The sequence below is a fragment of the Pseudomonas fulva NBRC 16637 = DSM 17717 genome, from assembly GCF_000730565.1.
Lineage (GTDB): Bacteria > Pseudomonadota > Gammaproteobacteria > Pseudomonadales > Pseudomonadaceae > Aquipseudomonas > Aquipseudomonas fulva.
Map to the genome: position 1 here is coordinate 253,586 of NZ_BBIQ01000003.1, position 13,332 is coordinate 266,917.

Below are 13,332 nucleotides of genomic sequence, written 5' to 3' on the forward strand. Positions count from 1 at the left end.
AGGAAAACCATGACGTTCAAGGCCCCGGACAGCCTCGCCGAGCAGATCGCCGATTACCTGGCCGAGCGCATCATCCGCGGCGAACTGGCGCCTGCAGAGCGTATCCAGGAACAGAAGGTGACCCAGGCGCTCAACGTCAGTCGGGGTTCGGTGCGTGAAGCGCTGCTGATCCTCGAGCGCCGCCACCTGGTGGCGATATTGCCGCGCCGTGGCGCCCACGTCACCGAGCTGGACGAGCGCAGTGTGCGCAGCCTGTGCACGCTCATGAGCGAGTTCTACATCCTGCTGGGCAACGCGGTTGCACAACGCTGGCGCAACGAAGACGAACTGCGCCCGTTTCTGGACATTCAGCAGCGTCTTCAGGTGGCTCACGCCGCGCGTGACATCGAGGCGTTCGTGGCCGAGAGCTTCGAGGTAATGCGTGCCGCCTATCCCTTCGCCGACAATCCGTTCCTCCAGGAAACCGTCGAGAACCTGCAACCCGCCATGAGCCGCGCCTACTACCTGTCCCTGGACCAGCGTCAAGCGAACATGGTCGATTACCTGGGCCTGTTCAGTCACTTGCTCGAGGCGGTGGTGCTGCGCGACTTGCCGCGCATTCGTGAAGTACTCACCGCCTATGGCCAGCGCAGTTGCGAACTGGTACTTGCGGCGCTGGCCCGGCCCTGATCGATGCGCCTCAAATGCATCCGCCTGGCGGGGTTCAAGTCATTCGTCGACCCCACCACCGTCAACTTCCCGAGCAACATGGCGGCGGTCGTGGGCCCCAATGGCTGTGGCAAGTCCAACATCATCGACGCCGTGCGCTGGGTGATGGGCGAAAGTTCGGCAAAGAACCTGCGCGGCGAGTCGATGACCGACGTCATCTTCAACGGCTCCAGCGGCCGCAAGCCAGTCAGCCAGGCCAGCATCGAACTGGTGTTCGACAACAGCGAAACCACGCTCGTGGGCGAGTATGCCGCCTACGCCGAGATCTCGATTCGGCGCAAGGTGACCCGCGATAGCCAGAACAGCTACTACCTCAACGGCACCAAGTGCAGGCGCCGGGACATCACCGATATTTTCCTGGGCACCGGCCTTGGGCCACGCAGCTACTCGATCATCGAACAGGGCATGATCTCCAAGCTGATCGAAGCCAAGCCCGAGGAACTGCGTAATTTCATCGAGGAAGCGGCCGGTATCTCCAAATACAAGGAGCGTCGCCGCGAAACCGAAAACCGCATCCGCCGCACCCAGGAGAACCTGGCGCGCCTGACCGACCTTCGCGAGGAGCTGGAACGCCAGCTCGAACGCCTGCACCGCCAGGCCCAGGCGGCCGAGAAGTACCGTGAATACAAGGCGCAGGAACGCCAGCTCAAGGCACGCCTGGCGGCGCTGCGCTGGCGCGAGCTGGATGAACGGGTTCGTCAGCGCCAGTCGGTGATCGGTAACCAGGATGTGTCCTTCGAGGCACTGGTGGCCGAGCAGCGCAATGCCGATGCCAGTATCGAGCGGCTGCGTGACGGTCATCATGAGCTGTCCGAGCGCTTCAACCAGGTGCAGGCCCGGTTCTACTCGGTGGCCGGCGACATCGCCCGGGTCGAGCAGAGCATTCAGCACGGCCAACAACGCCTGCGCCAATTGCAGGACGATTTCAAGGAAGCCGAGCGCACGCGCCAGGAAACCGAATCGCACCTGGGGCATGACCGTACGCTGCTGGCAACCCTGGGCGAAGAACTGGCCATGCTTGAGCCCGAGCAGGCGCTGACCCTGGAGGCTGCCGAAGAAAGCGCTGCCGTGCTGGAAGAGGCCGAGTCAGGCATGCACGGGTGGCAGGAGCAATGGGACACCTTCAACAGTCGCTCGGCTGAACCGCGTCGCCAGGCCGAGGTGCAGCAGGCGCGCTTGCAGCAGTTGGAAAGCGGCCTGGAGCGACTGGCCGAGCGTCAGCGCAAACTCACCGACGAGCAGGCGCAGTTGGGCGAAGACCCGCAAGACGCAGCCATGCTGGAGCAGGTTGAACAGTTGGCCAGCAGCGAGTTGTCGCTCGAAGCACTGCAACAGGAGGAAGAGCAGGTTATCGAGCGCCTGGAAACGGTGCGCCAGGCGCTGCAGGAGGCTGGGCTGGCTCAGCAGCAGGCCCAGGGCGATATGCAACGCCTGGGCGGGCGCCTGGCATCGCTGGAAGCCCTGCAACAGGCAGCCCTGGACCCAGGTGCTGGTGTGGGCGAGTGGTTGCAGGGGCAGGGGTTGGCAGACTGCCCCCGCCTGGCACAAGCGCTGCGCGTGGAGCCCGGGTGGGAGCTTGCGGTGGAAACCGTGCTGGGCGCCGATTTGCAAGCGGTGCTGGTGGACGACTTTGCACCGTTGGACCTGGCAGGCTTGCAGCAGGGCGATGTAAGCCTGCTGCTCGCGGCTTGCGCCAGCCAGGCAGCGACTTCCGGCAGCCTGCTAGACAGGGTGCAGGGTCCTGTTGACCTGGCGCCATGGCTGGGCCAGGTCAGGCCCGTGGAAGACCTGGCCGAGGCCCTGGCCTTGCGTGCCGGGTTGGGCGAAGGGCAGAGCCTGGTCAGCCGCGATGGCTACTGGGTCTCTCGAAACAGCCTGCGTGTGCGCCGCGGGGGTAGCGGTGAGAGCGGCGTGCTGGCGCGCGGTCAGGAAATCGAACGACTCGAGCACAGTCAGCGCGAGCAGCACATCGCCTTGCAGCAGCTTGAACAGCAGTTGCAGACTTTGCGTGAACAGCAGCAGCACCTGGAAGCGCAGCGCGAGCAGGTACGCCGTCGCGCCCAGGAAGAAAACCGCTTGCAGGCCGAGCTCAAGGCCAGCTTGTCAGCCAACCGTGCCCGCGCCGAACAGGTCGCGCTGCGCCGCCGCCGTCTGGAAGAGGAGCTGGCGGAGCTCGACGAGCAGCGCGCCCTTGAGCATGAGCAGCTGGGCGAAGCCCGCTTGCTGTTGCAGGATGCCCTCGAACTGATGGCCCAGGACACCGACCAGCGCGAAGTGCTGCTGGCCCAGCGCGACCGGCTGCGTGAGGGCCTGGACCGTATTCGCCAGGAAGCCAGGCAGCACAAGGATCATGCCCACCAACTGGCGGTGCGCCTGGGGTCGTTGCGCGCCCAGCATGACTCCACGCGTCAGGCTCTGGAACGCCTGGAACTGCAGGCGGCCCGTCTGAGCGAGCGACAGGAGCAGTTGAGCCTGAACCTGGAGGAGGGGGAGGCGCCGTTGGAGGAACTGCGGCTCAAGCTCGAAGAGCTGCTGGAACGCCGCATGGGTGTCGACGAAGAAATGCGCCAGGCACGCTTGCAGATGGACGAGGCCGACCGCGAACTGCGCGATGCCGAAAAGCGCCGCACCCAGGCCGAGCAGCAGGCCCAGTTGCTGCGCGGTCAACTTGAACAACTGCGTCTGGAATGTCAGGGCCTGGAAGTGCGGCGTACCACGTTGCAGGAGCAGTTGCTTGCCGACGGTTACGACTTGCAGGGTGTTCTCGCCACGGTCGAGCCCGACGTTACCGAGGCCGGCACCGAGCAGGCGTTGGAGCAACTGGAGGCCCGTATCCAGCGGCTGGGCGCGATCAACCTGGCCGCCATCGAGGAATACGAACAGCAGTCCGAGCGCAAGCGCTACCTCGATGCCCAGGATGCTGACCTGGTCGAAGCGTTGGACACACTCGAAAATGTCATTCGCAAGATCGACAAGGAAACCCGCCACCGCTTCAAAGATACCTTTGATCAGATAAATGCCGGGTTGCAGGCACTTTTCCCAAAAGTTTTCGGCGGTGGCAGCGCTTATCTGGAACTGACGGGCGAAGATCTACTCGATACAGGGGTGACGATCATGGCGCGACCACCGGGCAAGAAGAACAGCACCATTCATCTGCTGTCCGGTGGCGAAAAAGCACTGACCGCCTTGGCGCTGGTGTTTGCCATCTTCAAGTTGAACCCCGCACCGTTCTGCATGCTCGATGAAGTCGACGCACCGCTGGACGATGCCAACGTCGGGCGGTATGCCCGGCTGGTGAAGGAAATGAGTGAGAGCGTGCAGTTCATCTACATCACGCACAACAAGATCGCCATGGAAATGGCCGACCAGTTGATGGGTGTCACGATGCACGAGCCAGGCTGTTCGCGCCTGGTGGCCGTGGACGTGGAGGCGGCAATGGCGATGGTCGATGCGTGAAACCTGTAGTCAAACGGCACAATCTTCATTGAAATGCCCCTGTCATGTGAGACAGACGGTGTAAAGTTGTCTTTGGTCGTGCTAGCTTTATGTCACTCGTTTTCTGCGTGGGTAAAACGCCTGTCAGAACATAGGCTTGGCGCCACGTGTTAAAGGCCTTTGAAGCCTTTGTTTTCAGCATATTTATTAGAGGCACGGGATTACATGGAAATCGGTCTGCGCGAGTGGCTGATCCTTATCGGCATCATTGTCATTGCCGGCATTCTTTTCGACGGCTGGCGCCGTATGCGCGGCGGCAAGGGCAAGTTGAAATTCCGTCTGGACCGCAGTTATGCCAATGCGGCGGACGATGAAGGCGGTGGCGCCGAAGTACTTGGCCCACCCCGCGTGCTCGACACCCACAGGGAGCCTGAGCTGGACGAAAGTGATCTGCCGTCGCTCAGTGCCTCGGATCGCGACCGTGAGCGTGAGCCCAAGCCCGCCAAGGTCAGCAAGTGGCCAAAACGCCCGACGGCTGCAGAAGCGCCACGCGTTGACGCAGGCTTCAGCGCGCCTTCCCGCGAAGCGGATATCGTGATCGACGAGGAAGACGACTTCGCCGCGGACAATGGCCGTAGCCCATCCCCAGCAACGGCCAACAACAGCGTCAAGGAGCTGCCACCGGCCGAGGAAGTGCTGGTGATCAGCGTCATTTCCCGGGACGAGGGCGGGTTCAAAGGCCCGGCGTTGCTGCAGAACATTCTGGAGAGCGGCCTGCGGTTCGGCGAGATGGACATCTTCCACCGTCACGAGAGCATGGCCGGTCACGGCGAAGTGCTGTTCTCCATGGCCAATGCCGTCAAGCCGGGCATCTTCGACCTGGATGACATCGACCATTTCAGCACGCGTGCGGTGAGCTTCTTCCTCGGCCTGCCAGGCCCACGCCATCCGAAGCAGGCCTTCGACGTGATGGTGGCGGCCGCTCGCAAGCTGGCCCATGAGCTCAACGGTGAACTCAAGGATGATCAGCGCAGCGTGTTGACGGCGCAGACCATCGAGCACTACCGCCAGCGCATCGTGGAATTCGAGCGCCGCGCCCTGACCCAGAAGCGCTGATAAATCCAGACGAAGAGCAGCCTCGGGGCGTGCTGGTCGGCCCAGGCCTCTTGCTCATCGAATCGGCTTTCGGCAAGCGAGCCCGCTTCACAGGTTCACCACAGTCTTTCGAGTCTGTGTCGAACCTGTGAAGCGGGCTCGTTGCCTAAGGCAGAAGGCGATGACCAGGCTTGGCCCTCCAGACGCTGCCAGGCTGCTCTTTCGTTTTGCAAGAGAAGCTGAAAAATGACCGCTGAAACCCGCATCCACGAACTGCGTGCCGAACTCGACCAGCACAACTACCGCTACTATGTGCTGGACGAACCCAGCGTGCCCGACGCCGAGTACGACCGGCTGTTCAACGAACTCAAGGCGCTGGAGGCCGAGCACCCCCACTTGGTCACGCCCGATTCGCCCACCCAGCGGGTAGGTGGTGCGGCCCTTGCTGCATTCAGCCAGGTTCGTCATGAGGTTCCCATGCTCAGCCTGGGCAATGCCTTCGAAGAAGCCGACCTGCGCGAGTTCGGTCGCCGCGTGACGGAGGGGCTGGACCAGCCAGACGCGGTGGATTTCAGCTGCGAGCCCAAGCTCGATGGCCTGGCGGTCAGCCTGCTCTACCGTGACGGTCATCTGGTGCAGGGTGCCACGCGAGGCGACGGCACCACCGGCGAGGACATCAGCGCCAACGTGCGCACCGTGCGCAACATTCCCTTGAAGCTGCACGGCCAAGGCTGGCCTGCGGTGCTGGAAGTGCGGGGCGAGGTGTTCATGAGCAAGGCCGGCTTCGACCGGCTCAATGCGTCCCAGGCCGACATTGGCGGCAAGACGTTCGCCAACCCGCGCAATGCTGCGGCAGGCAGCCTGCGTCAGCTGGACTCCAAGATCACTGCCAGTCGCCCGCTGGAATTCTGCTGCTACGGTGTCGGTCAGGTGTCCGCGCCTGTGGCCGACAGCCATATCGCCACGCTGGAGCAACTCAAGGCATGGGGATTGCCGATCAGTCGTGAGCTCAAGCACGCGGCCGGCATCGAGCAATGCCTGGACTATTACCGCGACATCGGTGAACGGCGTAACAGCCTGCCTTACGAGATCGACGGCGTGGTGTTCAAGGTCAACAGCCTGGCCGCACAACGTGAGCTGGGTTTCCGTGCCCGGGAGCCGCGCTGGGCCATCGCCCATAAGTTCCCGGCGATGGAGGAGCTCACCGAGGTGCTGGACGTGGAGTTCCAGGTGGGGCGCACGGGCGCGGTTACCCCGGTCGCCCGTCTGAAGCCGGTAAAGGTCGCCGGTGTCACGGTGTCCAATGCCACGTTGCACAACATGGACGAAATCGCACGCCTGGGCCTGCGCATCGGCGATACGGTCATCATCCGCCGCGCAGGTGATGTGATCCCGCAGGTGATGCAGGTGGTGCTGGAGCGTCGCCCGGAAGGGGCGCGTGAAGTGCAGGTGCCCAGCCAATGCCCTGTGTGCGGCTCCCACGTGGAGCGCACCCAGCTGGTCAAGCGCAGCAAGGGCAGGGAAGTGACCAGCGAAGGGGCCGTGTACCGCTGCGTCGGCCGCCTGGCCTGTGGGGCGCAGCTCAAGCAGGCGATCATTCACTATGTGTCGCGCCGGGCGATGGACATCGACGGGCTGGGTGAGAAAAGCGTGGAGCAGTTGGTGGACGAGGGCCTGATTGCCTCACCAGCCGACCTTTACACGCTCGCGTTCGACCAAATCGTAGGCCTCGAGGGTTTTGCCGAAGTGTCGAGCCGCAAGCTGCTCGAAGCCATCGCCGCCAGCAAGCAGCCGACCCTTGCCCGCTTCATCTATGCCCTGGGCATTCCCGATGTCGGTGAAGAAACCGCCAAGGTGCTGGCCCGCTCACTGGGCAGCCTGTCACGCGTGCAACAGGCATTGCCGCAGGTGCTCACCTACCTGCCGGACATCGGCCTGGAAGTGGCCCATGAGATTCACAACTTCTTTGAAGACGAACACAACCAGAAGGTCATCCGCCAGTTGCTGGACAGCGGCATGCAGTTGCAGGACGAAGGCGAGCTGGCAGCCGAATTCGCCGCCAGTACCACCCTGGCCGACCTGCTCGCCAAGCTCGACATCCCCTCGGTAGGGCCGACTGGCGCGCAGAAGCTGGTGGCGCGCCTGGACAGCCTGGACAAGATCATCGCCGCGGATGGCATCGACCTGCGCCAGGCGCTCAATACGCGCCAGGCAGAGGCTGTACGCGCGTTCTTCAGGGATGAAGCCAACCAGCAACTGGCCCACGCCATCGAAGCGCAGTTGCTGGCCTTCGGCATGCACTGGCGTAGCGAGAAGAAGGTGGCCGAGGGGCTGCCTCTGGCGGGCCAGACCTGGGTGCTCACCGGCTCCCTGGAACGCATGAGCCGCGACATCGCCAAGGAAAAGCTCGAAGGCCTGGGTGCGAAAGTGGCGGGGTCGGTTTCTGGCAAGACCCACTGCGTGGTGGCAGGGCCGGGTGCCGGGTCGAAGCTGGCCAAGGCCAGCGAGCTGGGCGTGAAGGTGCTCGATGAAGAGGCGTTTGTGGCGTTTCTTGCCCAGCAGGGCATCGAGGTCTGATCACCCTGGGGCTGTGCTGACCCGTTGCGTGAGTGCCGGCACTTGTCCATCTTGGCGGCCGGGGCCGCTGGCGGGTTAGGGTGTTTGACCGTGTGGCGCGCGCTAGCCAGACAAGTCATTGAGAAATGATGACTTTTTCTGCCGCAGAGGTTGTATCTGGGCTCAGGACCGGTACAATGGCGCCACTCGCTGTTCAGCGAGACATGTAGTGGTGGCCCTGTCGGTCCTCCCGCATTGATTACCCGTTAACCTGGTCAGGCCCGGAAGGGAGCAGCCATAGCGGGAACATCGAGTGCCGGGGTGTGGCTGGCGGGGCCGCCTCCATTTCAGGCCCTGAATTCTACAAGGCCAAGCGCTCAGTCACCTAAACTGTGCCGTTTTTTCGTAAGTGCCCGCACTGCGAACACTGGCTATAACGCTGCGCACACTACCGCATACGCAGCATCAGGCGCTGGGGTTACTGTGATTTTGCCAACGTGCACTTCTGCAGATGGGCCTGGCCCACGCTTTCAGGCACAACCTCCAACTTCGCACCGCCTACGAAAACGCCAACTTTGATCGATTGGCGGATGTAGTAATTCTTCCCGCCCACCGCCATCAAATCGATGACATTGTCACTGAATTCGGACTCAGTGCCGATCTTGTGCGGGCCAGGGGTAACCAGGCGGTAGAAGTAGACCCGGTTTGCAGTTTGTCCCACGATCTTGCCATCGACAGTGACGATTTTCTTCAGGGCTTTACCGACGAAGTTGTCACGGTAGATATAGAGGCCGGCCTGGTCGGCGGGCGGTGCTGCAAACGTCTTTAGCGCGGCGTCTGCTTCGGGGCTCTCCATGGGTACGGAGGCGCAGCCCGTTAAGATAGCCAGACTGATGACAGTAGCGAACAGCTTGATGCGAGACAGCATCGAGATTTCCTTGTCGATAATGAATGTTGAATGATCAGCGCTTCGCTCTATCATTAATATCATTATGCCATGCTGCCTCGCGGTGCATCGAGACGTGAATACAAACGCCTTGAGCGTTGCACTCATGGGCATGCAGGTGAATCCGATTCTGGATGTCGTTAGCCCTATTCAGTGCCTAGGTTTACCTGCCGAAGGGGTCGCCCTTTCAAACGGCGCACTACATTCGGATGTGCTGATCGTGCTGAGGCCACTGCCATCAACCGGCGAAACCGCGGGCAGGCCAGGTGATCGGCCGCAGGGCACTCAGCCGCATGGCGTAAGCCCTTGCTCATGGCCTGCAATGTCTTGATCTGGCTGTCGAGCTCATCGGCCTTGGCCAGCAGCTGCGCCCGGTCGACCTTCAGGTCCACCAGCAGGGTGCTGATCTCGTCCAGCGAAAAACCGGCGGCCTGGCCCACCGCTATCAATGCGAGCCTTTCAGCCACGTCGGCCGAGAACTGCCGGCGTTGGCCTGGCTCGCCACGCGCCGTAAGCAGGCCTTTCTTCTGGTAGTAACGCAGCGTGGAAGACGGCACGGCCGTGCGTCTCGCCACATCGGCAATGTCCATGTACAAGCCCTTGACTTGAAGTTGACTTCAACTTGCATGCTGCCCGGCGTATTCAACAACGTCAAATGAGAGGAAGCGTCATGGTCAACAGCGAACAGTGGATTGCAGCAATGGGCATCGGCGTTGGCGCCACACTGGTCATGGACGGCTGGTCTGCGGTCTCCAGGCGCCTGGGCGCCACCACGCTCGATTACGCCTTGGTAGGTCGCTGGGCCGGGCATGCACTGCAAGGGCACTGGCGCCATCAGGCGATCCGGCAGGCCCCGCCCATCAAGCACGAGCGGGTGTGGGGCTGGGCGCTGCACTACGCCATTGGCGTGGCGTTCGCGATGCTGCTGGTCAGTACGGCGGGCGTCGCGTGGCTGAGCGCGCCGACCCTGTGGCCGGCATTGGCCGTGGGCGCAGGTACGGTACTGGCGCCCATGTGCCTGATGCAGCCTGCCATGGGCATGGGTTTTTTTGCTTCACGCACGCCCAGCCCCTGGCGTGCGCGCTTCAAGAGCTTGGTGAACCACATGGTATTCGGTATCGGGTTGTACGTGACGGCCTTGGCGCTATAGGGATCAGGTGCCCGTCCCGGTGGGTGGGGGCTCTTCGGTGCTGCCGTAGCGTTGCAGCAAGCGCTCCATCTCCCCACTCTGCTTGATGCGCACCAATGCGCGCAGCAGCGCTTGGGCGGGGATGTCAGGGTCGTTGCGGACCAGGCAGCCCAGGTCCTGCTCGTCCAGCACCGCCAGTGGCTGCAATTGCGCATGGCGCTGGTGGTTGAACCACCGCAGTGACAGTTGGTTGCTGACGGCATACCGGTACCGTCCCGCTTGCAACTTCTGCAAGGCCAGCTCCTGGCTGCGGCTGTCTTCCCGGTAAAGCCGGTGTGCCGCCAGCAAGGGTTCAAGCGTGGTGTAGGTGTAGCCCAGAACGGTGCCGATGGGCTGGGGTGACAGCCGTTGTGGCGAAATCGGGCCGCCTTCGCCCAGGCGGCCTACCAGCACATCGCGCTGGTGAATCAGCGGCACGCTCCAGATGAAGTCCTTCGGCCGCGCCATCAACCACTGGTCGCTGACGTAGCAACGTACATCGATATCACCCTGGTTCATCGCCTCCTCGAGGCGCATTCGAGCCATCACATGATATTCGGGTCGGGCACCGGCTTGTTTGGCAGCTGCTTCCATGACATCGAACAGCAGGCCTTCGACCGGCTGGCCGTTCTCGATGCGAATCAGCGGCATGCTCCAGCTCTCGGCCACCGAAAAGCGCAGTACCGGCTGTTCAGCCAGGCTGTGAGCCGACCAGAAAAGAAACAAAGCCAGCAGGGTCCGCACCGCAGGTTCTCCATGATCCGCTGTCCATCGTCGCGCACGGCCAGTCAGGCAGTGCAATTTTGCCCCCGCTCCGCTAGCATTAGCGATCTTCCGCTCGATCAGGCTACGATGGTTTTTCGATGAGTTATCAGGTTCTTGCACGTAAATGGCGTCCGCGCTCGTTTCGCGAAATGGTCGGCCAGGCCCATGTGCTCAAGGCCTTGATCAACGCGCTGGACAACCAGCGCCTGCACCATGCCTACCTGTTCACCGGCACGCGCGGTGTAGGCAAGACTACCATCGCGCGCATCATCGCCAAATGCCTGAACTGCGAAACCGGTATCACCTCCACGCCCTGCGGGACCTGCTCGGTCTGCCGCGAAATCGATGAAGGGCGTTTCGTCGACCTGATCGAGATCGACGCCGCCAGCCGCACCAAGGTTGAGGATACCCGCGAGCTGCTGGACAATGTCCAGTACGCGCCGAGCCGTGGGCGCTTCAAGGTCTACCTGATCGACGAAGTGCACATGCTCTCGACCCACTCCTTCAACGCGTTGCTCAAGACGCTGGAAGAGCCACCGCCCTACGTCAAGTTCATCCTGGCCACCACCGACCCGCAGAAACTGCCGGCGACCATCCTTTCGCGCTGCCTTCAGTTCTCGTTGAAGAACATGAGCCCGGAGCGGGTGGTCGAGCACCTGAGCCACGTGCTCGAGGCCGAAAACGTGCCGTTCGAGGCCGATGCGCTGTGGTTGCTCGGCCGCGCGGCCGACGGCTCGATGCGCGATGCCATGAGCTTGACCGACCAGGCCATCGCCTTCGGTGAAGGCAAGGTGCTGGCCGCCGATGTGCGCGCCATGCTCGGCAGCCTGGACCATGGCCAGGTGTACGGGGTGCTGCAGGCATTGCTCGAAGGGGATGCACGCGCCCTGCTCGAAGCCGTGCGCAACCTGGCCGAGCAGGGCCCGGACTGGGCCGGGGTGTTGGCCGAAATGCTCAACGTGCTGCACCGTGTGGCCATTGCCCAGGCCTTGCCCGAGGCCGTGGACAACGGCCAGGGTGACCGGGAGCGCGTGCTCGCCCTGGCCGCTGCATTGCCGGCCGAGGACGTGCAGTTCTATTACCAGATGGGCCTGATAGGGCGGCGCGACTTGCCTTTGGCGCCCGACCCGCGTGGTGGTTTCGAGATGGTACTGCTGCGCATGCTGGCGTTCCGCCCGGCCGATGCCGATGGAGCCCCGAGGCCGGTGCTAAAGCCAGTGGGGATCAGCCAGGCCACAGCTGATTCCGTCGAACCGGTGGCGCCCCCGGCAGCGGTTGCCCAACCGGTAAGCGAGCCGGCTGCGTCGGCGCCGTCAACGCCTGCGCCTGTGATCGAGGTGCCTGCGCCGGCAACGGCAGACCATGAACCCGAAGCTGAGCGTGACCGCGAACTCGAGGCGGAGATTACGGCCATTTCGGTGCCTGAGCCAGTCGCGCCGGTAATCGATCTGCCGTGGGAAGCGCCTGCCGCACCGGCCATGCAGGAGCCCCAGCCGGCTCCAGCCCCCGTTGCTGCAAACCCTGCTCCTGCCCAACAGGCCGCTGCAACCCACGATGATGTACCTCCGTTCGATCCGGGTGCGTATGCATCGGTGGGCATGGACCGCGACGACGAGCCGCCGCTCGACGAAGACTACTACGCTGGCGAAAGCGATCCGGTGGGCTTCAGCTACCTCGACGAGCTGGCCGAACACGTCCAGGAGCAGCCCCAGGCCGCCGCCGAGCCGCTGCCTGCTGCCAAGCCGGCGACCGGGCTGGCCTTGCAATGGCTGGAATTGTTCCCGCAGTTGCCTGTCTCTGGTATGACGGGCAACATCGCGGCCAACTGCACGTTGATCGCCGCCGACGGTGATGACTGGCTCCTGCACCTGGACCCGGGCCAAGGCGCGTTGTTCAACGCCACCCAGCAAAGACGCCTGAACGAGGCGCTCAACCAGCACCTGGGGCGTACTTTGAACCTGCGCATCGAGCTGATCCGGCCCGAACAGGAAACGCCAGCTCAGGCGGCAGCCCGCAAGCGCCTGGAGCGCCAGCATGAAGCCGAGGCGTCGATCGAGCACGACCCGCTGATCCAGCAGATGATCAAGCTGTTTGGCGCCAAGGTGCGGCACGATACTATTGAGCCTGTAGAGGCCCTGGCCAGTCAGGGCCAATAACGAATAACCATGCGGCCAGCCCCGTGCCCGGCCGCATCACATGACCCAATCGAGGTATTCCCCATGATGAAAGGTGGCATGGCCGGCCTGATGAAGCAGGCCCAGCAGATGCAGGAAAAGATGCAGAAAATGCAGGAAGAGCTGGCCAACGCAGAAGTCACCGGCCAGTCCGGCGGTGGTCTGGTCAGCGTGGTGATGACCGGTCGCCACGACGTCAAGCGCGTGAGCATCGACCAGAGCCTGATGTCGACCGAAGAAGACGACAAGGAAGTGCTCGAAGACCTGATCGCTGCAGCCCTGAACGATGCCGTGCGCAAGATCGAACAGAGCAGCCAGGAAAAGATGGGCGGCATGACGGCTGGCATGCAATTGCCGCCAGGCTTCAAGATGCCGTTCTGAGCCTTTGCGCGCCTACGAACCGTCGCTGGTAACAGCGGCGGTTTTTTTATGGCCGCCGTGCCGATTTGACGCCACACCCCATGGTGGGTATAAACCGCCTCTTA

General features: G+C 62.9%; 10 protein-coding genes and 1 other RNA gene. 8 read left to right on the top strand and 3 right to left on the bottom strand.

The window, feature by feature from the left end:
• Positions 1-9 precede the first annotated feature (9 nt).
• The 5 genes from PFU01S_RS05455 (at position 10) to ffs (ending at position 8,130) form a co-directional block, all read left to right on the top strand.
• Positions 10-669: a GntR family transcriptional regulator gene (locus PFU01S_RS05455; protein ID WP_023535885.1), complete on the top strand. Its 660-nt coding sequence runs from the start codon at positions 10-12 to the stop codon at positions 667-669.
• A gap of 3 nt (positions 670-672) precedes the next feature.
• Positions 673-4,164 carry a chromosome segregation protein SMC gene (gene smc, locus PFU01S_RS05460; protein WP_027916008.1) on the top strand — a complete coding sequence of 1,164 codons (3,492 nt, stop codon included), beginning with the start codon at positions 673-675 and terminating at the stop codon, positions 4,162-4,164.
• A gap of 204 nt (positions 4,165-4,368) precedes the next feature.
• Positions 4,369-5,259 carry a cell division protein ZipA gene (gene zipA, locus PFU01S_RS05465; RefSeq protein WP_027916009.1) on the top strand — a complete coding sequence of 297 codons (891 nt, stop codon included), beginning with the start codon at positions 4,369-4,371 and terminating at the stop codon, positions 5,257-5,259.
• Positions 5,260-5,484: 225 nt separating this feature from the next.
• Positions 5,485-7,815, top strand: a complete 2,331-nt coding sequence (ligA, locus tag PFU01S_RS05470; RefSeq protein WP_028687965.1) for an NAD-dependent DNA ligase LigA — start codon at positions 5,485-5,487, stop codon at positions 7,813-7,815.
• A gap of 218 nt (positions 7,816-8,033) precedes the next feature.
• Positions 8,034-8,130: signal recognition particle sRNA small type (gene ffs / locus PFU01S_RS21645), an RNA gene on the top strand.
• Between the two features lie 142 nt (positions 8,131-8,272).
• On the opposite strand, the gene PFU01S_RS05475 is transcribed toward ffs, so the two are convergent.
• Together PFU01S_RS05475 and PFU01S_RS05480 are read right to left on the bottom strand one after the other, a co-directional pair.
• A complete protein-coding gene (locus tag PFU01S_RS05475) occupies positions 8,273-8,722 on the bottom strand; it encodes a DUF2846 domain-containing protein (RefSeq protein ID WP_028687964.1) in 450 nt (149 codons plus the stop codon).
• A 164-nt stretch (positions 8,723-8,886) separates the two neighbouring features.
• Entirely contained in the window at positions 8,887-9,330 is a 444-nt protein-coding gene (locus tag PFU01S_RS05480; RefSeq protein WP_081783987.1) for a helix-turn-helix domain-containing protein, read from the bottom strand.
• Positions 9,331-9,410: 80 nt separating this feature from the next.
• Here PFU01S_RS05480 and PFU01S_RS05485 point away from each other — a divergent pair, with 80 nt between their 5' ends.
• Positions 9,411-9,890: a DUF2938 domain-containing protein gene (locus tag PFU01S_RS05485; protein ID WP_028687963.1), complete on the top strand. Its 480-nt coding sequence runs from the start codon at positions 9,411-9,413 to the stop codon at positions 9,888-9,890.
• A 3-nt stretch (positions 9,891-9,893) separates the two neighbouring features.
• Here PFU01S_RS05485 and PFU01S_RS05490 read toward each other — a convergent pair whose 3' ends face one another.
• Complete coding sequence (locus tag PFU01S_RS05490) at positions 9,894-10,652, bottom strand: substrate-binding periplasmic protein (RefSeq protein ID WP_028687962.1); 759 nt, start codon at positions 10,650-10,652, stop codon at positions 9,894-9,896.
• 119 nt (positions 10,653-10,771) lie between these two features.
• On the opposite strand from PFU01S_RS05490, the gene dnaX reads away from it, so the two are divergent.
• Entirely contained in the window at positions 10,772-12,829 is a 2,058-nt protein-coding gene (dnaX, locus tag PFU01S_RS05495) for a DNA polymerase III subunit gamma/tau (RefSeq protein WP_027916014.1), read from the top strand.
• Positions 12,830-12,892: 63 nt separating this feature from the next.
• The gene (locus PFU01S_RS05500) at positions 12,893-13,228 is read left to right on the top strand and encodes a YbaB/EbfC family nucleoid-associated protein (RefSeq protein ID WP_023535908.1); all 336 of its coding nucleotides are present in this window, start codon (positions 12,893-12,895) and stop codon (positions 13,226-13,228) included.
• Positions 13,229-13,332: the final 104 nt, after the last annotated feature.

What these genes read in the sequence shown, in the direction of transcription:
- ligA (WP_028687965.1), top strand. Translation starts at nt 5,485, where the DNA reads ATGACCGCTGAAACCCGCATCCACGAACTGCGTGCCGAACTCGACCAG.
- zipA (WP_027916009.1), top strand. Translation starts at nt 4,369, where the DNA reads ATGGAAATCGGTCTGCGCGAGTGGCTGATCCTTATCGGCATCATTGTC.
- PFU01S_RS05500 (WP_023535908.1), top strand. Translation starts at nt 12,893, where the DNA reads ATGATGAAAGGTGGCATGGCCGGCCTGATGAAGCAGGCCCAGCAGATG.
- PFU01S_RS05475 (WP_028687964.1), bottom strand. Translation starts at nt 8,722, where the DNA reads ATGCTGTCTCGCATCAAGCTGTTCGCTACTGTCATCAGTCTGGCTATC.
- PFU01S_RS05485 (WP_028687963.1), top strand. Translation starts at nt 9,411, where the DNA reads ATGGTCAACAGCGAACAGTGGATTGCAGCAATGGGCATCGGCGTTGGC.
- dnaX (WP_027916014.1), top strand. Translation starts at nt 10,772, where the DNA reads ATGAGTTATCAGGTTCTTGCACGTAAATGGCGTCCGCGCTCGTTTCGC.
- PFU01S_RS05455 (WP_023535885.1), top strand. Translation starts at nt 10, where the DNA reads ATGACGTTCAAGGCCCCGGACAGCCTCGCCGAGCAGATCGCCGATTAC.
- PFU01S_RS05480 (WP_081783987.1), bottom strand. Translation starts at nt 9,330, where the DNA reads ATGGACATTGCCGATGTGGCGAGACGCACGGCCGTGCCGTCTTCCACG.
- smc (WP_027916008.1), top strand. Translation starts at nt 673, where the DNA reads ATGCGCCTCAAATGCATCCGCCTGGCGGGGTTCAAGTCATTCGTCGAC.